Here is a 22408-nt window from a genome sequence, read left to right as displayed (position 1 = left end):
TATCCCCAGAGGGGGCCCCGAGTTCCCCAATCCCTTAACCACCCGCGAGCTGACTCAGCGCTTTTGCTAAATATGCATACTGCTCTAGCTTATTGTAAATTTGTGCGGATATCCGCAGCAGCAGGCGAGGCGATTCCTGCCAGGGTACTACCTGTACTTGAATGCCAAATTTATCAAATAAGTCATCATGTACAGACATAAAATGTCGATTTTCTAACGCATTTGGCATGGGTATAACTGCCATCGAACCAATCATTGACTCGGGACAAGGTGGTAAAACTCCCAGAGATTGGCAAAGTAGTTGTCTGGCTTCTAATACTAACTGATGATTTTGCTGCCTCAGCTCATCCCAACCTCCAGGAAGCAAGGAACCCATAAAGGCGATCGCTTCGGGAACGCACATATAAGCGGTAGGATCGTCTGTACCTGTCCAATCGAATTCTAGTTGAAATCTCGATTTATCGGTTCTAGGTGAATTAGCACCATGACTAATTGTCAGAGGACGAATTTCTGACTGTTTATCTGGTTGCACGTACAAAAATGCGGCTCCCTTGGGCGCACATAGCCATTTATGGCAATTACCTGTGTAATAAGCTGCCCCAATTTCTCGCAGATTCAGCGCTATCATTCCCGGAGCATGGGCACCATCTATGAGTGTATCTACGCCTTGCTGTTGCAATTCCTTGATTAACTGCTGAATCGGGAAAATCAGCCCTGTCTGGCTAGTTACATGATCTATCAGGGCTAACTTTGTTTTTGGGGAAACTCGCTCCATTACCGCCGCTATTACCTGCTGTGGCGACTCAATCGGAAACGGAATTTTAGCAATGACTATCCGTACGCCAGTGCGACTAGCAATAAAATCTAAGGCATTGCGGCAAGCGTTATATTCGTGGTTGGTTGTCAAAATTTCATCTTCAGCAGTAAAGGTAAGCGATCGCAATACTGCATTTACACCAGTCGTCGCATTATTGACAAATACCACATCCTCGCTATCCGCGCCTACAAAGTCGGCTAGTTTGCTTCTAGCGTTATCTATTAGGGGTTCCCACGCTCTACCAAAAAAGTTGATTGGCTCTTGTTCCAGCTGCGATCGCAATTTTTGCTGAACCTCTAGCACTGCTTTCGGACAAGCACCAAAAGACCCATGATTCAGAAATGTTATTTCTGGATCAAGAGTCCATAAGTTTGCATATTCTGAAGACTGAAGTTTGAAACTTAGCTTTTCATCCTTCATTCTTCACCTTTTATCCTTTTTAACTCCCCAGGCTGGATTCGAACCAGCGACCAATCGATTAACAGTCGATCGCTCTACCACTGAGCTACTGAGGATTGCTCACGATTTATAATCTTAAAGGTAAAAATAGGATTTGGCAAGTACCTGGGCCAATTTTTTTTTTAATGCCTAAAACTTGGTAATTTTTGCAGTCCAAATCGGCTCTGGATTTAAAGCAGAGATTTCACAGACTCAAATATCGATCTACTTCAATCCCATTCTTAGTTCCACCAAGCGCTGCCGAGACTTGGCATCGATGGCGTTAGCCAAAAATCTGCTTTTAGATTGTTTGCGTGATTGATACTTATGTCGCATCCGACAAACAGTAGTTTCGACTTCGCCACATAGTTGTTGTGCAGACAACCATTCAGCACCATACCCCTGTACCATCAGCTGCTGTGCCCGATCTGATGTGGCGACAATCACGCGAGAAATTCGCGACTGAATTATTTGGTAGCGTAAAGACGCACAGAGTTTTTCAATATAGGTATCTGCTGTTTGCCCAAAATCAGTATAGTGAACTGATAATAGCTCTGTAATAACTTCTTTGTTACTACAGGTATTTTGATATTGGGCATCAAAAACGATTTGAGTATCGTAACCTTGAAACGAACTATAACTAGTCATCGTTTCCACTAATTCAACTCGTGCAGCTTCAAGTCCTGAATTATCACGAGTTTTTTTCAAACAAGGCCAAGCGCCAATTATGTTGTAGCCGTCTACTAACAAAACGGCTTGGGTTAAGGAACGGGGCATGGTTTTTAATCACAATTATCTAGAGTTGACAAGATTCGTTCATAACTTTATATAGTAATTGAAGCACCGCTTGTCACACTATGTTACAGAACACAAAAGTTGTTTAAAAATACAGCTAAAAATTGAAAACGCGCCTGTGAAAGGCGCGTTGCAGTTGTTGAAGTTATTTTGTTGAATTGTGATCTGCAGACAAAGAACTAGCAAAGAAATTGTGATTTTATGACACTTCTTTGTGTACTTCCATCAAACGCTGTTTGAGGCGCAGGGGTTCACCTTGATCTACAAGCAAACCATTTTCTAATAGAAAAGCACCATCACAATAGTTCAACTCATCTAAGCGATGGGTTACCCATAGCGCTGTAATACCACGACTTTTGACAAGGTTACGGACACCAGCCACTAAATCTAGTTGGCTATCTGGATCTAATAGGGCAGTGGGTTCATCTAATAGTAAGATTTCACAGCGACGCGCGATCGCACCAGCAATTGCCACTCGCTGTTTCTGTCCGCCACTCAAAGCATAGATAGGGCGACGTTGTAGGGTGTGTAAATTTACAGCCCCTAAAGCCTCCTCTACTCTGGCTCTAACTGCTGCAGGGGGCAATTTTTCTTTTACTAGTCCAAAAGCCACATCCGCACCAACTGTGGGCATTACCAGTTGATGATCGGGATTTTGAAACACAAAGCCCACGGGATGCAACACCCCAATTTCTCCTGATGTGGGAGCTAATAATCCTGCTAACAATCTCAGTAGCGTTGATTTACCACTGCCATTTGTACCCAGAAGCATCCAAAATTCGCCTCTAGGGACTTCTAGAGAGCAAGATTTAATGGCTGTCTGCCCACTTGGCCAACTAAAGTGTAAATCCTTAACTTTGATTCCCGCTTCCGCCATTTAGATAACCTGCTTACTCAGCAGTCAGGGAAACAAATCCAGGTGGTCTACCACTGCTAGTGGTGACACCATCTTTTTGCATAATCTGTACCCCAGAAATTTCACTAGCACGAACAGCAATTTTTTTCTCTGTCTTGCCTTCACACTTGAGTTCCACAATGTCAGGGTTACCAGACCGCATCGCTGCCAAAATCAGTTGATAGACAGCCTCAGCATCTTCTGCTGACTTACGTTGTACCGATACTGGGAAAGCCGTATTTCTGACGGTTAAGTCGATGGTAAACATTTAGCATTAATCAAGTTAACTGTAGCACTCATTCTAGCGCTAGCTGCTTGATTACTGGTGTAGGGCGGGGGAGGGAAAAGGGGCAGGGAGCAGGGAGCAAGGGAGATGAGGGAGATGAGGGAGATGAGGGAGATGAGGGAGATGAGGGAGATGAGGGAGATGAGGGAGATGAGGGAGATGAGGGAGATGAGGGAGATGAGGGAGATGAGGGAGATGAGGGAGATGAGGGAGATGAGGGAGATGAGGGAGATGAGGAAGATGAGGGAGATGAGGAAGATGAGGAAGATGTAGACGCGATAGCGGCTACTCTGCGAGTTCTCCGCAGGAGTACCCGTGGGGTGGGGAAAAGAGGGAATCAGCAACACCAAACACCCAACACCTATTAACCAATTACCAATTACCAATTACCCATTACCTAACGCCCAATGCCCAATGCCTAACGCCCAATGCCCAATGCCCAATGCCCAATGCCCCATCCCCATAAATCTATACAAATCTTAAAAAAAATTTAAATATACCTGGAAATATTAGAGATTTGCACCTAACATAATTAGAGACAGTAAAAAATTGTAAACTGGATACAAAAGCCAGTTCACTTTCTGTTCATAGAGAGCTAAATCCTCGCGATCTATAATACAGAAGTAAAAACCCGTACTTATAAACTTTTTGGAGATTTATTCTCATGACCATCGCAGTTGGGCGCGCCCCCAGTAGAGGGTGGTTTGACGTTCTAGACGACTGGTTGAAGCGCGATCGCTTTGTATTCGTAGGTTGGTCAGGGATATTGTTATTCCCATGCGCTTTCCTCGCACTAGGCGGTTGGCTCACAGGAACAACCTTCGTCACGTCATGGTACACCCACGGTTTAGCATCTTCTTATTTAGAAGGCTGTAACTTTATCACAGTAGCTGTATCCACCCCAGCCGATAGTTTGGGACATTCCCTGTTACTGCTGTGGGGGCCAGAAGCACAAGGAGACTTCACCCGTTGGTGTCAACTCGGGGGGTTATGGACATTCGTGGCGCTACACGGAGCCTTTGGCTTAATTGGCTTCATGTTACGGCAGTTTGAAATTGCCCGTCTAGTAGGAATCCGCCCCTATAACGCCTTGGCATTCTCTGCACCGATTGCAGTGTTTGTCAGCGTGTTCTTGATGTACCCCTTGGGACAATCAAGCTGGTTCTTTGCACCCAGCTTTGGAGTAGCAGGAATTTTCCGCTTCATCCTGTTTGTACAAGGATTCCATAACTTCACCCTCAACCCCTTCCACATGATGGGAGTAGCAGGTGTGTTGGGTGGAGCATTGCTGTGTGCGATTCACGGAGCGACAGTCGAAAATACCCTGTTTGAAGATGGTGAAGCTGCGAACACCTTCCGCGCCTTCAACCCCACCCAATCAGAAGAAACCTACTCAATGGTGACTGCAAACCGTTTCTGGTCACAGATTTTCGGGATTGCCTTCTCCAACAAACGCTGGTTACACTTCTTCATGCTGTTTGTGCCAGTCACAGGTCTGTGGATGGCAGCAGTGGGCATCGTCGGTATCGCTCTCAACCTGCGGGCTTACGACTTCGTATCACAGGAATTGCGGGCGGCTGAAGACCCAGAGTTTGAAACATTCTATACCAAAAACATTTTGCTGAACGAGGGTATCCGCGCTTGGATGGCTCCTCAAGATCAGCCCCACGAACAATTTGTATTCCCTGAAGAAGTACTACCTCGTGGTAATGCTCTCTAATTAACTCATCACTATGAGTTGATTGACATTTAAGATTCATCATTCTCTAGGTTTTAAAATCCCTCTTCCAAAATGGACGAGGGATTTTTTTATCTAGTTGGGGACTTCCAAAAAATAAACTATCCAATTTACAGAGATAATATTGTCTCTCTCCTTTCTGCTTGTTGAGACACGATTAATTGCGTCTCAGCCCTACCCCCTTGGCAAAAAATCGATAGTATCTTTTTTTAGTTGGAAGTCCCCAGTTGGTGAATTAGAGAAAATTTATGTGCTATATTTATTGAAGGTTCTAAACCCAGAGTAAAGATACTCTGCCTTATTGAGACTAAGACCGCTTAGGCAACAAGGAGGTGATGCCCATGATAGAAAGTAGTAAACGCATGGGTCATCAGGTTGCAGTTAGCCGGCTGTGTGCCGGGGCTGTTCTCTAAAAGTTAGCCTTAGTTCTCTAAGAGATACTAAGTGTAGCTCAAGTAGCTAGGCTGATGCACGGAGTTCCTTCCGGCAGTCTGGTTGCAACCTGAAGACCCGACTAGACCGCTCTGACTTAGATTATCCGATCTAAATCAGAGCGGATAGTTTTTGTAAGTGGGTAATAACAAAAGTATTCATTCAAAGCATAAAATCAGCATCTATGCAATCTTCATAATAGATGTAGTACAAATACTAGTATCACCCTGAAAGCTAAAAAGTAACTAAGTATTACAACAAGAGGAGTTGAATATGGCGCAGCTACTCACTCAGACGGAAATTCAAGAAAAAGTAAGTGGGCTTTTAGGCTGGACTGTTGAAGGAGCTAAATTAAAGACTACGCGCACTTTTAAAGATTTTATTCAAGCAATTGAGTTTGTTAACAAATTAGTGGAACCTTCTGAGTCCGCAGGACATCATCCTGATATAGAGATTTCCTATAACAAGGTGAAAATCCAATTAACCACACATGACTCAGGTGGTTTAACACCGAAAGATTTTCATCTAGCAGAGGTAATTTCCCAAATTAACTGACCTGAAAAAATACTGGAGGCAGAAGCGGAAAAACTAATTTTTATGCATTCTGGTGTACGTAGTTCACACTTACTACTTAAGTAAATAGGAATTTAGTAAATTCTCTAAAGCTACTCCCAGAAGAAATATATTAGGTTAAGGGTGTGACAGTTGTTTAGGCGATCACTGTGATGTTGTCATCTGCCTGAGATGTTTTATAATGATATGCTATGAAGGTGTGTTTTTGCATAAGTTAATTCCATCAATATTTAACATCAAGTTAATCGGTGATTAGCTTCGCAAAAACTAAAATTGTAGTAGTGGCAACTATGCCTCATCGAAAGGCCCTAACGAGATGTCGCATGTTTGAGAATTAGGTGCAACGAAAACAATTATCTATACAAGGTGTGAGGAGAAAAGACAAAATGTCTCATATATTATGGAAATCCCTGGTCGTCAGTCCAGCAGTTTTAGGAGCAACGCTGCTAGTTTCAGCATCAGCAATGGCAGCTCCCAATACTACAACAGAAGTATCTGCAGCTGATAAACAAGCAGCAGTTGAAATCGCTCCCAAGGCAGCAGAAATCATCGCGCAAGCAGCGCCCACCAGCGACGATACCAAAGTTTTAGATCAAGTTAACCGCTACAGCAAAGAAGGTAGCAGTAACTCTCAAGCTCAAGTGACATCGGTTTCACAATTCTCCGATGTGCAACCAACCGACTGGGCTTTCCAAGCATTGCAATCATTGGTTGAGCGCTATGGTTGTATCGCAGGTTATCCAAATGGTACTTATCGCGGTAACCGTGCTTTAACCCGTTATGAATTTGCTGCTGGTTTGAATGCTTGTTTAGACCGCGTTAACGAATTGATTGCCACAGCAACAGCTGATTTGGTAACCAAGCAAGATTTAGCAACCTTACAAAGGTTACAAGAAGAATTTTCTGCAGAACTAGCAACCCTACGCGGTCGCGTTGATTCTTTAGAAGCACGTACTGCTGAATTGGAAGCCAATCAGTTCTCCACTACCACCAAGCTAGTCGGTGAAGCTATTTTTGCTGTGAGCGATGCTTTTGGTGGCAGAACTGGAGATGCTAACAATACTGTATTCCAAGACAGAGTTCGTTTATCATTGGAAACCAGCTTCACTGGTAGAGACAAGTTAACCACCCGTCTAGCTGCTGGTAACGCTTCCGCTTTCTCCTTGAGAGACCAAGCTAATACTATTCTGAATACCCCACTGAATGGTACCAGAGAAGGAACTCAAACCTATCAAGTTGGTAGCACCGGTAATAATGGTGTCAGAATTGATAGATTAACCTACGAAGCTCCCATAGGCCCAGCCCAAGTTTATCTTGCTGCTAGTGGCGGTCGTCATGACCACTATGCTGCTGTTAACAATCCTTATTTCCATGATGGAGATGACGGTGGTAATGGAGCTTTAACTACCTTTGCTTCTGAAAGCCCCATCTATCGGATTGGTGGTGGTGCTGGTATCGCTGTCAATCTGCCTTTTAGCAGTGGTGGTAGTATCTTTAAACCCAGCTCCTTGACCTTAGGTTACTTAGCTTCAGATGCCAATAACCCTGGTAACAATACAGGTTTATTCAATGGTAGTTATGCAGCCTTAGGACAGTTGAACTTTGCAGTTGGCGATCGCTTGGCATTGGCTGCTACCTATGTCCACGGTTATCATGCTGCTGGTACTGCACTGTTTGATTCTGGTGCTGGTCTGAATGGCAACAATGGTCTAACAGGTGGTGTTGTTGGTACTGGTCAAGCCAACTATCTCGGCAACACACTTGTACAAACCGCAGCTAACAGTAACTCTTATGGCGTTTCTGCAGCATTTAGACCCAGTAACAACTTGTCGGTGAGCGGCTTCGTTACTTACCACGATGTTAATGGCGTAGGTGCTGGAGATGACTTTGAGGCTTGGAGCTATGGTGGTGGTATAGCTCTACCTGACTTTGGTAAGAAAGGTAACGTGTTGGGTATTTTCGCAGGTGCTGAACCTTATGCACGTAATCGTGTAACACCTGGTGGATACAGTGGTGGTAATGCACCAATCCACGTTGAAGGTTTCTACAAATATCGCGTGTCTGATAATATCTCCGTTACACCTGGTGTTATCTGGTTGAGAGCTCCTGGACAAAACAATGCCGAAGAAAATGCATTCATCGGTACACTCAGAACCACCTTTACTTTCTAGAAGCTGGCTCCAGGGTAAATAATTAAACCTATAAAATCGAAACTCGATTATCCCCCGCCTTTTGGTGGGGTTTTTTATTTTCGGTAGCAGTGGCACACAAACACCAGTGGGTAACCGGAGTATACTAAGAAAAGTATGAAGTATGAAAAATCTTGATCCTTCATACTTTATTCTTCATTCTTAATTGCTGCTTGTGGAAATATCTTGTAAGTCTGAATACGCAATTCTTGCCTTATTAGAAATGGCAACTCATTATCAAAGTGCTGAACCGATGCAAATTCGACAGATTGCAGCACAACAAAACATACCCGATCGCTATCTGGAACAGTTGTTAGCAACCTTAAGACGTGGAGGTATAATTAAAAGCCAGCGAGGGTCTAAAGGTGGCTATCTCTTAGCAAGAGAACCAAGGAGAATTAGCATCTTTGAGGTTTTAGAATGTTTAGAAGGGTTAGATGTGCGAACCGATCAAGAAGACATCAAGCCTAGAACAGTAGACAGTTTTGTTGTGGAAGAAATCTGGCAAGAAGCTTGTCAGGCGGCAAACTCAGTGTTTCAAAACTACACGCTTCAGGATCTTTGTGAAAAAAGAGATTCTCGGCGGCAGTTGGACATCATGTACTACATTTAGTCAACAATTGAAACTCAGAAGTTAAAAGAAACATCGCTCTTGACTGTTGACCCTTGACCCTGGACTGATAAATTAAGGATTAAAAACTAATTATGCGAATTGCTACTAACATAACAGAACTCGTCGGCCGTACACCTTTAGTGCAGTTGAATCGTATTCCCCAAGCAGAAGGTTGCGTGGCAAGAATTATAGTGAAATTAGAAAGTATGAACCCATCGGCATCAGTAAAAGACCGGATTGGGGTAAGTATGATTATTGCTGCCGAAAAGGAAGGGCTGATTAATCCACAAAAAACAGTATTGGTAGAACCAACTTCTGGGAATACAGGTATCGCTTTAGCAATGGCTGCTGCGGCTAAGGGTTATCGGTTAATTCTGACAATGCCTGATACTATGAGTGGCGAAAGACGGGCAATGTTGCGGGCCTATGGGGCAGAATTAGAACTGACACCAGGAATTGAAGGCATGAGTGGGGCAATTCGCCGGGCGCAGGAAATAGTGAATAAAACACCCCATGCCTATATGTTGCAGCAATTCCGCAATCCTGCAAATGCGAAAATCCACCAAGAAACTACCGCAGCAGAAATCTGGGAAGATACTGACGGAAAGGTAGATATGATTGTCGCTGGAGTAGGCACAGGTGGTACGATCACAGGTGTAGCAGAAATCATCAAAGCACGCAAACCCAGTTTTCAAGCGATCGCAGTTGAACCAAGTAATAGCCCAGTATTATCCGGTGGCAAACCAGGGGCACATAAAATTCAAGGAATTGGTGCTGGTTTTATTCCCCAAGTACTGAAGCTAGAATTGATTGATGAAGTGATTACAGTCACCGATGAAGAAGCGATCGCCTATGGTCGGCGTTTAGCTAGAGAAGAAGGCTTACTCTCTGGCATTTCCAGTGGTGCAGCCTTATGTGCTGCAGTTCGCGTTGCCCAAAGACCAGAAAACGAAGGGCGTTTAATTGTAGTCATTCAGCCAAGTTTTGGAGAAAGGTACTTAACGACACCATTGTTTCAAGATTTGGAGGACAGAGTAGCAGCTAGCATCAGCTAGCTATAAATTGGATTGATGGCCGATTCTAACCACTACGAAATTCTCAAAGTTAGTCCCAATGCTAGCCAGGCGGAGATTAAGCAAGCTTATCGCCGCCTGGTAAAACTATTTCATCCTGATAGCAATCAGAAAACAGCAGATAATGAGCAAATTATCCGCATTAATGCGGCTTATGAAGTTTTAGGCGATCGCCAAACCCGCTTAAACTACGACGAACAACTCAAAAATAGTGCCCAGAAATTAAATAGCCGCCAACAGCGGACAGCATCAGCACAGAAGCATTACCAAGCCACAAGAAAAACCGGAAAAGATGCTGATGAGCAAGTTGAAGAATGGTTGCGCCTAGTTTATCAACCAGTTAAACGTATACTTGCTTACATACTCAATTCTCTAGAAGAGCAAATTGATGAATTAGCGGCAGATCCCTTTGATGACGAATTATTAGAAGAATTTCAAGAGTATTTAGACAGTTGTCGCCAGGATTTCAAGCAAGCACAAACTACCTTTCGTTCTCTACCCAATCCTCCCAGTTTAGCCAGAACTGCGGCCCATCTCTATTACAGTCTCAATCAAGTTGGTGATGGTTTAGAAGAGTTGGCATATTTTCCTATGAACTATGACGATCGCTACTTGCACACAGGACAAGAGATGTTTCGCATAGCGAGGAAATTATTTTACGAAGTGCAAGCTTCTGTGAAGCAATATACGTAAGATCTCTTCTGGAAATGCGATCGCTATATCTCCTAAACATGGCGTAGCGATCGCAATGGCAAAGTATCCATATCAAAAATTCCCAGTCTGGCATTCAGGAATTTAATAGATATAGATATTATTCCCGTCGCTACAGGTAAAGAATTTAGTTTATGCTGGATACAGAGAAAGATTAAGAAATTTTAAATTTTGCTCCCAGTGTACTCATGCAATGTATCGTAAATCGCCGCGCTCAGTTTTCGGCAAGTCATCGCTATTGGTTGCCCGAACTGAGTGAAGCTGAGAACACTCAGCAATTTGGTGCTTGCTCTAGATTTCCAGGACACGGGCATAACTATGTCTTATTTATTTCCCTGATTGGGGAATTAGATGAATATGGCATGGTATTGAACTTGTCTGATGTGAAACAAGTAATCAAGCGGGAAGTTACCAGCCAACTGGACTTTTCCTATCTCAATGATGTGTGGCCAGATTTTCAACAAACTCTACCCACAACTGAGAATATTGCACGGGTTATCTGGCAGAGGCTAGCACCCCACTTGCCTTTAGTCCGCGTACAGTTATTTGAACATCCTGAACTTTGGGCAGATTATATGGGAAACTCAATGGAAGCCTACCTCACTATTAGCACTCACTTTAGCGCCGCCCATCGGCTAGCTCACCCTAATTTAAGTAACGAAGAAAATGCAGAGATTTATGGTAAGTGTGCGCGTACCCACGGACATGGGCATAACTACCATTTAGAAGTCACCGTGAAAGGGGAAATCGATCAACGCACGGGTATGATTGTCGATTTAGGTGCGTTGAATCAGGTGATAGAAGATTATGTGGTAGAACCATTCGATCACACCTTTTTAAATAAAGATATTCCCTACTTTGGTGAAGTTGTACCAACTGCTGAGAACATCGCACTTTACATTAGTAATTTATTGCGATCGCCTGTGCAAAAATTAGGAGCCAAGCTGCACAAAGTGAAGCTGATTGAAAGCCCAAATAACTCTTGTGAAATTTACTGTACTGATGCGGAATCTACTTCTGTGAGTGCAAATGCAAATCAGCCTATGTTAGCGCGGGTTTAATTATCAAAAATTGGTAATTGGTAAGAAATTTTTTCTTTTACCAATTACCAACTCCTCATCTTTAAAAATAACGTCGCTGGGCTGAACGTCGCAAATAAATATAAATTAACCAGGCTATAGTTGCAAAGATTAAATTAATTGCAAACCTCGTCACTGTATACCACAAGATATCAGGGTAAAAAAGCTGTGACCAACTCAGGGGACTGAGCTTTTGAGCTAGGAGAAATAAGGCAAAAATTGCATTACCACCTAACATCAGCGCAAATATCACTAAACCTCTTTGCCAGTAACGATGTTGGCTTGTTCTACCAGAAATCAAATTTATGGGGCGTTTACCTTCCACTCTTCGCAGTAATTGTTCCATTCGCCAAAACATCCACAACAGAAATGGAAATAAGCCATAGTTGAGAATAAGTAATGGCCATGAATAACGCCCCGTATTAGATAAAACATTGACTATGGCATGACAGACCACAGAATTTAGCCAAGCCAAAAACAGCAAATTTCGGTTGTGGCTGAAATGCATCGCCAAAGCATAGCCCCAAGGGGCAGAAAACAAAGCATGAACTGGCGTACCAATAATCCGGTTAAGAATTGATGCTGTGTTATTGAATAGATAAACACAGTTTTCTTGAGCAGTAAATCCGAAAGCAACAGCTATGGTGAAAACAAACACTGTACTAGGGCGCAATCGATACCTGCGTTGCAGATAGTGGCTTGGGGCAATCACTGCTACCAACTTACAACCTTCTTCAATCGGCCCTATTTCCACAAGTTGCCGGAAAGCAATACCAGGAAGCGAGTAGTTCATTTGTCGCCAGTCAATAACCCAGTTGGCTACAGTTTCAAAAACTATTTCTAAGCCGAGGGCAACAAAACCAGAGATTCCCCCCAAGATAAATAACAGCAGCAACTTTAACAGTGGTGGGGGCGTGGAAATACGGCAATAGTAGTAAGAAAGTAGCAGTAATGGTGGAATGACTGCCCACAAGACAAGTAAAAAATCAGCCACGTACCTGAGCAATTACAGTGCGGTGACGAGGGCTATTGCTAGAGATTGTTGGAGCCTGGAAACCTGCTGCCACTAAAGCTTGTTCAATATCTAAGTTGAAATATTCATCTAGATAAGGTTCAGTACTTTTCAGCAGCGTCAAAATGTAAGGTGGCATTTTCACAAAAGCTTCTGCTTTGGGATTCATATCCATAATTGCCAAATGACCACCCGGACGTAGTAAACGCCGCGCCTCTGCAAAAATTTGCTTCGTAGGCGCTTGGGGTAATTCATGGCAAACCAGAAAAATCGAAACTAAATCAAAAGCAGCATCTGGTAATCCGGTGGCTTCGGCTGGTGCATGAACCCAGTTAATTTTTGCTTGACGTTGCTGTGAACGATATTCCGCTACTGCTAAGAAATAGGGAGATAAGTCTAAACCTGTAATCTTAGCTTGGGGATAAAGCGCTTGTAAGGCAAAGGTACTCATACCCACACTACACCCGATATCTAAGATGTCTTGTGGTGGGTTGGGAAGTTGGTTTTTGAGAATATCGTGGTAATTTTGGCGCAGTTGACAATCGCCTCGAGCTTCTGCACCTTGCCAAATTTTAGCGTGAACAGCATAGGCCGCAGGTTCTACCTCAAACGCCGCTTGCCAGCTCATATTTCCAGTTTCGTAGGCATGGAATGAGGTGAGGTAATAGTCAGGGTAAGAAATCTGGGGATTTTCTACTTTCGCTAAATCGGTTGTCCAATCACGTGCTTGAAGTTGCTGTACTTCTTTTGTCCAAGGTACACCCATTTTCTCAGCACGTTTAATCATCATCTGTCTGGCTTGATGCTTGGCTAAGTTGGCTAAAGGCTTGATAGCCAATACACCATTGACCAAGCGGGAAGCTAAACCAGGAGCATTATCTACAGCAGCAGTCATAGATCAATTTACGTTCAATTGCCTTTTTAACTTATGACATACTTGCTGACTGCCAGTCTAGCAACAGATGCAATTGTATAACTGCATTCTGTGACTTTGGAATGCAAAATATAACTTTATCAAATACATGAATCTGCGACTGGTAAGATACCAATATTTACAACAATCAGTTTTATCTACTCCGGCACGTGATGCCATTTTTACAAAACTATAACCAACGTTGAGATAGTATCAACAAAAAATATGGTAAGAGCAAGAAGACGAACCAGCGGTTTTTTAAAGGATTTTCAAGAGTTTGCGCTCAAAGGCAATGTAGTTGATTTAGCGATCGCAGTTATCATTGGTGGAGCTTTTGGTAAAATCGTCACCTCATTTGTTGAGGATGTGGTGATGCCATTAATTAATCCTCTAGTTGCTGTGGCTGGTAAAGATTGGAGAACAATTACTGTTGGCCCAGGAATTGCGATTGGCAAGTTTCTCGGTTCAATAGTTGATTTTGTGATTATTGCTTTGGTTTTGTTTGTAGTAATTCAAGCTTTACAAAAATTCAAGAAAAAAGAAGAAATTGCTGCTGAACCTCCACCAGCAGACCCCAATCTTGTAGCTCAAGAAAGATTAACTGGAGCATTAGATCGGTTGACGCAGACTTTGGAATCTCGTAACCCTCAGTTTTGATTTAACTGTTACCTAAAAACTGGTTAGCAAGAGATGCGTTACGCTGACGCTAACGCATCCTACTGGCGTGGCAAGGCTAAAATGTTGCAATAAAAATCAATTTTATCCGCGTTTATCTGCGTTTATCTGCGGTTAATTTTTTCCAATCTAATGCCTCATTTTAGTCTAGACACGCCACTACTTTAATTTTAAAAATCAAATAATCAAATAGAAGTTCTATTTTGTGTCAAATTATTAGTTAAATTGTTTCTGGATCGATATTTAATTCTCGCAGTTTAGCAGCTAATTTTTCTGCTGTTTCTTCTGGGGTTGGTACTAGCTTGCCTGCGGGGGTAAAAAGTCTTAATAGTCCTTGTTCAATCCCTAAATATAAACCAAGCTGCTGGCTCCATAAATGTCCTTGCTGATTTGGTTCTAGAGGTTGATATTGCCCATCTACTAAATGAAACCCTGCAAATTCTAGTGTGTATGGATCAAACCAAAAATAATCAGGGGTGCGAAAGGTATCTTGATAAATCTTTTTCTTTAATTCTTTGTCTGTATTCGCTGTTGATTCCGAAAGAATTTCGAGAATGAAGTTAGGATATTTACCATCTTCTTCCCACACTACCCAACTTTTGCGGGTTTTGCGTTCGGTATTGAGGACAACAAAAAAATCAGGGCCGCGGAAGCTCTCAGTTTTCAGTTTTTTCCAGCTGTAATAAATAGTAAGATTGCCAGCAGCGTAGAAATCTGTTCTGTCTCGCCACAACCATTCAAGACATTTAAGTAGGAGAATTATTTGCTCTAGATGCAGTTCTGTTTCCAAAGGAGGCTCATCGCTATATAAGTCACCTGGCGGAAAAATAACATCTTCTTGGGTGTCCTGAGTAGCATCTAATTCTTTGGCGAGGGACATGGTTGAGGCTATGGCATTTGCAATTTATGGGTTTATTTTAACGTTAGGGATTGGATCTGGGGACTGGGGACTGGGGATTGGGGACTAGGGATTGGGGATTGGGATGAGGGAGACAAGAGGACAAGAAGATCAGGGGAAATAACAAACACCAAACACCTAATTACCAATTACCAATTACCAATTACCCATTACCCTTTCCCCCTTCCCCTATTTTGCAGCTTTCGGTTTAAGTGCCAATAACATTTCTACTTGACTAGTGGATTGATCTGGACTGGTAGCAGTCACACCCAAACCACGAATAGAAGTGAGAATGGCGTTGGCTTCAGGTGGTAGGGGTTTAGCTGCAGCGAAGCGATTCACCACAGTCATGGTTTTATCCATATCTATGTAAAAGTAGCCGCCATTGGGTTTTTGTAAGGTACCAGTTACAGCTTTAAAGGTGTCGCTACTATCGAGAGATTGGTTTTTCTTAGTTGCGATCGCATCGCCAACTGGGCCACCTATAGCTATAAATACGGTATCTTGATCTAACCAGCCATGAGATAACAAAGCACCTTGTTGTGGTACTTGCCATTCAGTAACGTTTTTACCATCGATAGTTCTTTGAGCAACTGTGACTAGTTGCTTTTTGATCAAGTCATCGAGTTTGCTGAGAGTAGCTTCGGCTGTTTTGCGATCGCTAGTATCAAATAAGAATGCTCCACCAAAACCCACGCTAGCTAAAATACCTTGATTAGCAGGAATCGCACCCAAAGCAAATTCCCCATCCATCCAGCCGAGAACTTCTTTATCTAAGTCCAAGTTGGCGACTGATTTGAGTTGTTGGCGTACCTGTGCCACGGCTTGGTTAAATTCAGGGTAATCTTTGGATTGTTCTATTAAAGTTGTCCAAGTCTTGCTGATCCCTTGTCCACTAATTAAAGCAAAGGTTTCGGCGGGAAATTCTCCTACGATTTTGGCAGCAGTATTTTGATATTGGAATTTGTTGAGTTGGGAATCTAAATTAGCGATCGCTTTGACTCGCAAACCTCCATCATCAACACCCACACCCGCCACCATCGATTTTACTTGCTGCAACTGCTTGAGGGTTTGGGGAGGTAATTGTGTACCTTGGGGATTAGCGGCTGCTAACTGTTGGATCATCCCCGCATAGTCGGGTATATAAATTTGTGCCAGGGTATTTTTGACATCTACACCTTTGCTCAGAATATTGCTAGCACCTTCTTTAGTGGCAAAGGAAGGTTGTCCTTTATAGGTATCAATTGCCTGTTCAATTGTTGGTTTTTCGGGAGATAAAAGTAATTGGCTATTATTTAAAACTACGCTATAGGTTGGTTTGCCTTTATCTGTGGCTTCTGTAATTTTTTCGCCTTTATATTCAATTTCTTGAAATTTAATACCTTTTTGGGCTTTTAATTTATTACCAAAATTTAAAGCGCCGATTTTGTCTTTGATTCCCACTACCAGCAGCATCTTTGGTTCTGCTTGTAACTTGGTAGGTTTATTGGGTGCGCCAGCCGGAGGCGTAAATTGGGCGGGTTTGACTGGATCGGGTGGTAGCACAGCCATCATCACACCACCCACCCAAGGTTTTATGTCGTTTTCATAAGAAATGTTAGTATCTTTTAACAAATCTTGATTGAATGACTCTAAACCTTTGGCAACTAGTTGTTGTGCTTCGGGGGTACCAAACTGCTGTAACTTCGCCCAAGCTTGGGGATCGGTGGTAATGTAAGTTGCCATTAAGGCTGTAGAAGGTACTACCTTGGCGCTGCCTAAAGCACCTGCGCTATCGCCTGCAGGGCCTCCCTTAAAATACATATAGGCAGCTATACCCCCTGTAATCACTACAGCTGCACCAATAGTAGGAATTAAAAACTTTGATTTACTTTCAGGCATTGATTAGATCCTCGTTTCCCCAATTGTTATGGAGGCTAGTAAAAACGTCATTGTAGAGTTTTCGGAATTATTAATAAGTTGTACTAATTTAGCGGTATTTACTGACAAAATTAGTATTACTATACACTAAGGGTTTTAACTTACTCCAAGAATTACTACAACATAATGAGACGCAAATCCGTAAATAGTATGTTGTTTAACTCAAAAAAATAGCTTGGTCAACAGCAGCAAGTTATCCTAAGTTATAGAAATACTTGGGGGTATTTGTGCTTAAGAGGCATCTGTCAAGAAGAGACTCTTGACTGAATACCAAGAAGTACAAGAGATCAACTGACATCAGGGAAAGCATATAAGGGAGAAACAAGGGGAAGATGAAAAATTCGTAATTCTTAATTGATAATTCGTAATAGAGTTTCAGACAAGGATTTAGACTGCACCTGAAACTGTGCGGACTAAAGAGTTTTAGGCTTATGGCTATGTTCTGAATTACGAATTATAAATTAGTAATTAAACCCAGAAAAGCGTTCTTCCAGACTGCTGAGTTGATTGGGGAAGATACCCAATTTCACTATTTTTTTCACTACATCCAGCTAGACTTATCAGGATATAAGGTCAACAAGCATCAATGTCCAATTTTTATTTTGATACAGAAAATAACGGTCACAGATCTTTTGAGTTACCAGGGGCTAAACCTCATTACAATCCCGATCGCCCTGGACAAGTAGAGCATATTTTTTTAGATCTAAGTTTGGATATTTCTCACCAGAGTTACTCTGGTAATTGTAGTATTCGTCTTTTACCCGTCCGGACGGGAATTGAAAGTTTGACGTTGGATGCTGTCAACCTGAATATTAAATACGTACAGGTAGACGAAGTAGAGCAAGAGTTTGACTACGATGGTGAAAAGTTAGTCATTAAACTTTCTAGCCCCACTCAAGTAGGTAAGCGGATAATAATTGCGATCGCCTACTCAGTAGAAAAACCCCAACGTGGGATTTACTTTATTCAACCAGATAAACACTACCCCAAAAAGCCTACCCAAGTTTGGACACAAGGAGAAGACGAAGATTCTCGCTTTTGGTTTCCCTGTTTTGACTATCCCGGACAACTTTCTACATCGGAAATTCGGGTGCGTGTTCCTAAACCTCTGGTAGCAATTTCTAATGGTGAACTGATTCGCACAGAGGAAGATGGTAAAGAGAAAATTTACCATTGGTCACAGCAACAAATTCATCCTACTTACTTAATGACATTGGCAATTGGTGACTTTGCTGAAATTCGTGATGAATGGCAAGGTAAACCTGTTACCTACTATGTAGAAAAAAGTAGGGAAGAAGATGCGAAACGCAGCATGGGCAAAACCCCCCGCATGATTGAATTTTTAAGTGAAAAGTATGGTTATGTCTATCCTTTTCCGAAATATGCCCAAGTATGCGTTGATGACTTCATTTTCGGTGGGATGGAAAATACCTCAGCCACCCTATTAACCGATCGCTGCTTATTAGATGAACGCGCTGCTTTAGATAATCGCAATACCGAAAGTTTAGTTGTTCACGAACTAGCACACCAATGGTTTGGTGATTTACTAGTAATTAAACATTGGTCTCATGCTTGGATTAAAGAAGGCATGGCTTCTTATTCTGAAGTCATGTGGACAGAACATGAATATAGTAGCCAAGAAGCAGCATACTATCGATTATTAGAAGCGCGGAGTTACTTTAGCGAAGATAGCGGTAGATACCGCCGTCCGATGGTAACTCACGTTTACCGCGAAGCAATTGAACTTTATGATCGCCACATTTACGAAAAAGGGTCTTGTGTTTATCACATGATTCGGGCAGAATTAGGCGAAGAATTGTTTTGGCCAGCAATTCACACATTTGTTCAAGATAATGCCCACAAAACTGTCGAAACAATAGATTTATTACGGGCAATTGAAAAAGCTACAGGACGAAATCTTACCTTCCTGTTCGACCAGTATGTTTATCGTGGTGGTCATCCTGATTTTAAAGTAGCTTACTCTTGGGATGGAGATGCTAATTTAGCAAAAGTTACTGTTACTCAAACCCAAGCACAAAATAATAACAGTAAAGAGTTATTTGACCTAAGAATTCCTATCGGGTTTGGTTATAGCGAATCAGGAGACTCGCCACAACTCAAAACTTTTACTGTGAGGGTAAATGAAAAAGAACAAAGTTTCTACTTTCCATTAGAAACTAAACCACAATTTATCAGCTTTGATGTGGGGAATAATTATCTCAAAACTGTAACTTTGGAATATCCGATTCCCGAATTAAAAGCACAGTTAGAATTTGATCCCGATCCCCTCTCTCGCATTTATGCAGCTGAAGCTTTAGCGAAAAAAGGTAGCTTAGAAGCCACAAAAACATTATCTGCGGCTTTAAAAAACGATCCATTTTGGGGTGTGCGTGTTGAAGTTGCGAAACAACTAGCCGAAATCAAATTGGATCAAGCCTTTGATGGTTTAGTCGTTGGTTTAGAAGATAAAAGTCCTTATGTGCGTCGTGCGGTTGTCGATGCGCTAGCTACAATCAAAACCACCGAAAGCTATAAAGCTTTGAAAAGCTTAGTTCAAGATGGCGATCGCAGTTACTATGTAGAATCAGCAGCTTGTCGTGCAATTGGCGCGATCGCCTCAGTTAACCTAGACGAAAAACCCAGAGAAGAAAAGGTACTGAAACTTCTCAAGTCGGTTTTAGAAGAAAGAAGCGGCTGGAATGAAGTAGTTCGCAGTGGTGCGATCGCAGGTTTAGCAGAACTCAAAACCTCTGAAGCAGCTTTAAACTTGTTGCTGGAATATACCAAACCTGGCGTACCCCAAGCCTTACGCTTGGCGACAATTCGCGCTTTAGGTAAAATATCTGTCGGTCAAACTCCAGTCAATTTAGAACGAATTTTAGAAAGATTAGGAGAACTAGCCAAAGAAAGCTTCTTCTTAACCCAAGTCGCAGTCGTCACCGCATTAGGACAAATGGAAACACCCAAAGCCATTGGAATTTTGCGATCGCTAGCCGATCAAACTCCAGATGGACGTGTGCGTCGCTATGCGGATGAAGAAATTACGCGAGTGCAAAGCAATATTGGTACCGATAATGCGCTGCGGACTTTGCGCGAGGAACTTGATCAACTCAAACAGCAAAATCAGGAATTGAGAAGCCGCTTAGAAAATTTGGAGGCTAAATCTCAGAGTCCTGCATCGTAAATTAGCAGGTAGAATACCACACAATACTCCTCGGTTAAGGATTTACACCAAATCCGCTTAAATAACCCCTTTTTTATCGAACCGCATTCGCGTAGCGTCTCGCAGAGAAGACACAAAGAACACAAAGAGAAGAGGAGTAAGAAGATAAAGGGGTAAAGAAGCCGGATTTGGTATTACAACAGATTCTATGTTTATGAGGGACAGCAACTAATTGAAAAAAGTAATGAGTAATAAGTAAATTTCCTACTCATTACTCATTACTCATTACTCATTACTCACGATGTCCCTCACTTACTTCAAAAGTGCTGTTTTTGAATGGTGTTATTAGGAACAGAATAAGAGATATCAAGTTTTTGTTTTTTAATTTTCTTGACAGGAACTCTCACCAAATAATAAGCACCTTTACTAGCAATATGCTTGTATTCTTCTGGTTCCAAGTCCATTGCTAAAAATCTGTCTTTTTCCGCTAGCAGTAGCAAAGAATTAAGCTTGGCTGGTTGAGCATTTTGTTTGTGAATATAGTCTACAACTTCCGGTGCAGATGAGATGTAATTGACTGTTTTATGGCTGTAAAACACCACACTAGGTTTTTTGAAACCCAGCATAATTAATTCTTCTTTTGGTTGTTCTACTTGGGCAGCGATTGTAGCTAATTCTCGTAAAGGTTGCTGACGCTGCTGATCCATGACAAACAAAGTAGGCATCAAAACAACTGTAAAAAATATCACAAACCCTAATAAGTTAGCCGTGATAATCCATTGCCAACGGCGAGTTAGGGTAAACGCAGCAATAATGATGGCTACCAATAGCCAAATCATCCCCCCGATCGCTGGTAAACCCATCTGTTGAATCGACTGATACAACTCAGGTGCAGCAGGATCGTAACCTACTAACTGGGCGAGGTGAAATAATGCTGCAGCAACCGCAGATAAAAAGATGACATTGATCCAGCTACTCCACACAAAAGATTTGGCGGCGATGACAGATTTATGATTGTCGGTTTCGGGTTCTGGGATCAAGTCACTCCATAACAGCGCCACCAGAATCGCGGCGGCTGGCATTAACGGTAATACATAGCTAGGAAGTTTGGTAACAGCGATGGTGAAAAAGCCAAAAACCGCTAGAAACCAAATGCAAGCAAATAAACCTAATTGCTGAGAACGTTCTTGAGAACGCCAGTGCGATCGCTGCCAAAACTTCAGTCGAATCATTGCGGCAGGTAAGTAGACTGAGTATGGAGCAAAGCCTAATAGCACTACTAAAAAGTAAAAATACCAGGGTGCTGAATGTCCATTAACTACTTCTGTAAACCGTTCTATATTGTGATAACCAAAGAAAGAATTAATATAATTCCAGCCATTACGCCAAATCACTAGCGCATACCAGGGAACTGATAATCCTAAAATAATTAGCAACCCCACTAGGGGACGCATTTGCCGCCATACTTCTACTAAGTTGCCTTGGTAGATAACAAACGCACCGATAATTAACGCTGGTAATACAATTCCTACCGGGCCTTTAGTTAAAATTGCCCCAGCAACTAGCACATAACAAGCCCAGTACCATTTATTCTTGGGGAATTGTGAATTCTGTGCGTAACCTAAAAAGAAGCATAGCAAAGCTGATGCGATACACCCAGTCAGCAGCATATCTGAGACACCAATACGTCCCCAGGCGATCATTTCTGGAGTTAGCGCCATCACAGTTGCAGCCAACCCAGCCGTTAAGTAACGGCGAACAGGGCGGGATACTTGTTCTAATTCATCTTTTCTCGCTAGCGACCAATGTACTGTGTAAAAAGCTAAAGCGACTGTCCCCATCGCCGCCAGTGCTGATGGGATGCGCGCCGCCCATTCATTCACACCCAAAATGCCATAGGCGATCGCTTGACACCAATAAATTAACGCTGGTTTATCAAAGCGTGTCTGGGCATTAAAGAAGGGAGTGATCCAATCTCCTGTAATGAACATTTGACGGGAAGCCTCGGCAAACAGTGGTTCTGTTTCATCAACTAAGCCAATGTTGCCTAAATTCCAACCATAAGCTATCCAACCAATCACAATTAACCACAGAACCGATACAGTCACAGCCAGCGCCGGACGCGTAAGTATATTTTTGCACCACTGGCCAACAGTGTGGGGAAGGCTCAATTTCATGTTCATTTGTT

The 22408-nt window shown here is 42.4% G+C and carries 19 protein-coding genes and 1 tRNA gene; 10 read left to right on the top strand and 10 right to left on the bottom strand.

Features of this window, described 5'->3' with window-relative positions:
- Positions 1-34 precede the first annotated feature (34 nt).
- The 5 genes from HG267_RS21130 to HG267_RS21110 form a co-directional block, all read right to left on the bottom strand.
- Positions 35-1237, bottom strand: coding sequence for an aminotransferase class V-fold PLP-dependent enzyme (locus tag HG267_RS21130; protein ID WP_045873273.1), 1203 nt, complete (start codon positions 1235-1237; stop codon positions 35-37).
- A gap of 23 nt (positions 1238-1260) precedes the next feature.
- Positions 1261-1332: transfer RNA gene (locus HG267_RS21125), tRNA-Asn, on the bottom strand.
- Positions 1333-1480: 148 nt separating this feature from the next.
- Positions 1481-2032 (bottom strand): NYN domain-containing protein, encoded by a 552-nt coding sequence (locus HG267_RS21120; RefSeq protein ID WP_045873274.1) that lies wholly within the window; start codon positions 2030-2032, stop codon positions 1481-1483.
- 217 nt (positions 2033-2249) lie between these two features.
- Positions 2250-2927: an ABC transporter ATP-binding protein gene (locus HG267_RS21115; protein WP_045873275.1), complete on the bottom strand. Its 678-nt coding sequence runs from the start codon at positions 2925-2927 to the stop codon at positions 2250-2252.
- Between the two features lie 13 nt (positions 2928-2940).
- Positions 2941-3213, bottom strand: a complete 273-nt coding sequence (locus tag HG267_RS21110) for a hypothetical protein (RefSeq protein WP_045873276.1) — start codon at positions 3211-3213, stop codon at positions 2941-2943.
- Positions 3214-3260: 47 nt separating this feature from the next.
- Here HG267_RS21110 and HG267_RS21105 point away from each other — a divergent pair, with 47 nt between their 5' ends.
- From HG267_RS21105 to HG267_RS21070, 8 genes are all read left to right on the top strand, one after another.
- On the top strand, positions 3261-3599 hold the full coding sequence (locus HG267_RS21105; RefSeq protein ID WP_263419961.1) for a hypothetical protein: 339 nt from the start codon (positions 3261-3263) through the stop codon (positions 3597-3599).
- A 296-nt stretch (positions 3600-3895) separates the two neighbouring features.
- Entirely contained in the window at positions 3896-4951 is a 1056-nt protein-coding gene (gene psbD / locus HG267_RS21100) for a photosystem II D2 protein (photosystem q(a) protein) (RefSeq protein WP_045869084.1), read from the top strand.
- 723 nt (positions 4952-5674) lie between these two features.
- On the top strand, positions 5675-5956 hold the full coding sequence (locus tag HG267_RS21095) for a 4a-hydroxytetrahydrobiopterin dehydratase (protein ID WP_045873277.1): 282 nt from the start codon (positions 5675-5677) through the stop codon (positions 5954-5956).
- A 404-nt stretch (positions 5957-6360) separates the two neighbouring features.
- The gene (locus HG267_RS21090) at positions 6361-8145 is read left to right on the top strand and encodes an iron uptake porin (protein ID WP_045873278.1); all 1785 of its coding nucleotides are present in this window, start codon (positions 6361-6363) and stop codon (positions 8143-8145) included.
- A gap of 193 nt (positions 8146-8338) precedes the next feature.
- Positions 8339-8776 (top strand): RrF2 family transcriptional regulator, encoded by a 438-nt coding sequence (locus tag HG267_RS21085; protein ID WP_045873279.1) that lies wholly within the window; start codon positions 8339-8341, stop codon positions 8774-8776.
- Positions 8777-8868: 92 nt separating this feature from the next.
- Entirely contained in the window at positions 8869-9831 is a 963-nt protein-coding gene (gene cysK / locus HG267_RS21080) for a cysteine synthase A (protein WP_045873280.1), read from the top strand.
- 15 nt (positions 9832-9846) lie between these two features.
- Positions 9847-10542 (top strand): J domain-containing protein, encoded by a 696-nt coding sequence (locus tag HG267_RS21075; protein WP_045873281.1) that lies wholly within the window; start codon positions 9847-9849, stop codon positions 10540-10542.
- 206 nt (positions 10543-10748) lie between these two features.
- On the top strand, positions 10749-11621 hold the full coding sequence (locus HG267_RS21070) for a 6-carboxytetrahydropterin synthase (RefSeq protein WP_045873282.1): 873 nt from the start codon (positions 10749-10751) through the stop codon (positions 11619-11621).
- Positions 11622-11682: 61 nt separating this feature from the next.
- Here HG267_RS21070 and HG267_RS21065 read toward each other — a convergent pair whose 3' ends face one another.
- The gene (locus tag HG267_RS21065; RefSeq protein WP_045873283.1) at positions 11683-12633 is read right to left on the bottom strand and encodes a PrsW family glutamic-type intramembrane protease; all 951 of its coding nucleotides are present in this window, start codon (positions 12631-12633) and stop codon (positions 11683-11685) included.
- Positions 12626-13546 (bottom strand): class I SAM-dependent methyltransferase, encoded by a 921-nt coding sequence (locus HG267_RS21060; protein WP_045873284.1) that lies wholly within the window; start codon positions 13544-13546, stop codon positions 12626-12628. The genes HG267_RS21065 and HG267_RS21060 overlap by 8 nt, the downstream gene beginning before the upstream one ends.
- A gap of 243 nt (positions 13547-13789) precedes the next feature.
- Here HG267_RS21060 and mscL point away from each other — a divergent pair, with 243 nt between their 5' ends.
- On the top strand, positions 13790-14221 hold the full coding sequence (gene mscL, locus HG267_RS21055; protein ID WP_045873285.1) for a large conductance mechanosensitive channel protein MscL: 432 nt from the start codon (positions 13790-13792) through the stop codon (positions 14219-14221).
- A 238-nt stretch (positions 14222-14459) separates the two neighbouring features.
- Here the strand turns inward: mscL and HG267_RS21050 are convergent, their stop codons facing one another.
- Positions 14460-15119, bottom strand: coding sequence for a Uma2 family endonuclease (locus HG267_RS21050; protein WP_045873286.1), 660 nt, complete (start codon positions 15117-15119; stop codon positions 14460-14462).
- A 207-nt stretch (positions 15120-15326) separates the two neighbouring features.
- Positions 15327-17018, bottom strand: a complete 1692-nt coding sequence (locus tag HG267_RS21045) for a DUF3352 domain-containing protein (protein ID WP_045873287.1) — start codon at positions 17016-17018, stop codon at positions 15327-15329.
- 625 nt (positions 17019-17643) lie between these two features.
- Between HG267_RS21045 and HG267_RS21040 the strand changes: the two genes are divergently transcribed.
- Entirely contained in the window at positions 17644-20241 is a 2598-nt protein-coding gene (locus HG267_RS21040; RefSeq protein WP_045873288.1) for a M1 family metallopeptidase, read from the top strand.
- Positions 20242-20537: 296 nt separating this feature from the next.
- Here the strand turns inward: HG267_RS21040 and HG267_RS21035 are convergent, their stop codons facing one another.
- Positions 20538-22403: an ArnT family glycosyltransferase gene (locus HG267_RS21035; RefSeq protein ID WP_045873289.1), complete on the bottom strand. Its 1866-nt coding sequence runs from the start codon at positions 22401-22403 to the stop codon at positions 20538-20540.
- Positions 22404-22408: the final 5 nt, after the last annotated feature.

The sequence above is a fragment of the Tolypothrix sp. PCC 7601 genome, assembly GCF_025677855.1.
Lineage (GTDB): Bacteria > Cyanobacteriota > Cyanobacteriia > Cyanobacteriales > Nostocaceae > Aulosira > Aulosira diplosiphon.
The sequence above is the reverse complement of the archived record's forward strand: the minus strand, read 5'-3'. Positions and strand labels throughout refer to the sequence as shown.

What these genes read in the sequence shown, in the direction of transcription:
- HG267_RS21130 (WP_045873273.1), bottom strand. Translation starts at nt 1,237, where the DNA reads ATGAAGGATGAAAAGCTAAGTTTCAAACTTCAGTCTTCAGAATATGCA.
- HG267_RS21120 (WP_045873274.1), bottom strand. Translation starts at nt 2,032, where the DNA reads ATGCCCCGTTCCTTAACCCAAGCCGTTTTGTTAGTAGACGGCTACAAC.
- HG267_RS21115 (WP_045873275.1), bottom strand. Translation starts at nt 2,927, where the DNA reads ATGGCGGAAGCGGGAATCAAAGTTAAGGATTTACACTTTAGTTGGCCA.
- HG267_RS21110 (WP_045873276.1), bottom strand. Translation starts at nt 3,213, where the DNA reads ATGTTTACCATCGACTTAACCGTCAGAAATACGGCTTTCCCAGTATCG.
- psbD (WP_045869084.1), top strand. Translation starts at nt 3,896, where the DNA reads ATGACCATCGCAGTTGGGCGCGCCCCCAGTAGAGGGTGGTTTGACGTT.
- HG267_RS21095 (WP_045873277.1), top strand. Translation starts at nt 5,675, where the DNA reads ATGGCGCAGCTACTCACTCAGACGGAAATTCAAGAAAAAGTAAGTGGG.
- HG267_RS21090 (WP_045873278.1), top strand. Translation starts at nt 6,361, where the DNA reads ATGTCTCATATATTATGGAAATCCCTGGTCGTCAGTCCAGCAGTTTTA.
- cysK (WP_045873280.1), top strand. Translation starts at nt 8,869, where the DNA reads ATGCGAATTGCTACTAACATAACAGAACTCGTCGGCCGTACACCTTTA.
- HG267_RS21075 (WP_045873281.1), top strand. Translation starts at nt 9,847, where the DNA reads ATGGCCGATTCTAACCACTACGAAATTCTCAAAGTTAGTCCCAATGCT.
- HG267_RS21070 (WP_045873282.1), top strand. Translation starts at nt 10,749, where the DNA reads ATGCAATGTATCGTAAATCGCCGCGCTCAGTTTTCGGCAAGTCATCGC.
- HG267_RS21060 (WP_045873284.1), bottom strand. Translation starts at nt 13,546, where the DNA reads ATGACTGCTGCTGTAGATAATGCTCCTGGTTTAGCTTCCCGCTTGGTC.
- mscL (WP_045873285.1), top strand. Translation starts at nt 13,790, where the DNA reads ATGGTAAGAGCAAGAAGACGAACCAGCGGTTTTTTAAAGGATTTTCAA.
- HG267_RS21050 (WP_045873286.1), bottom strand. Translation starts at nt 15,119, where the DNA reads ATGTCCCTCGCCAAAGAATTAGATGCTACTCAGGACACCCAAGAAGAT.
- HG267_RS21045 (WP_045873287.1), bottom strand. Translation starts at nt 17,018, where the DNA reads ATGCCTGAAAGTAAATCAAAGTTTTTAATTCCTACTATTGGTGCAGCT.
- HG267_RS21040 (WP_045873288.1), top strand. Translation starts at nt 17,644, where the DNA reads ATGTCCAATTTTTATTTTGATACAGAAAATAACGGTCACAGATCTTTT.
- HG267_RS21035 (WP_045873289.1), bottom strand. Translation starts at nt 22,403, where the DNA reads ATGAACATGAAATTGAGCCTTCCCCACACTGTTGGCCAGTGGTGCAAA.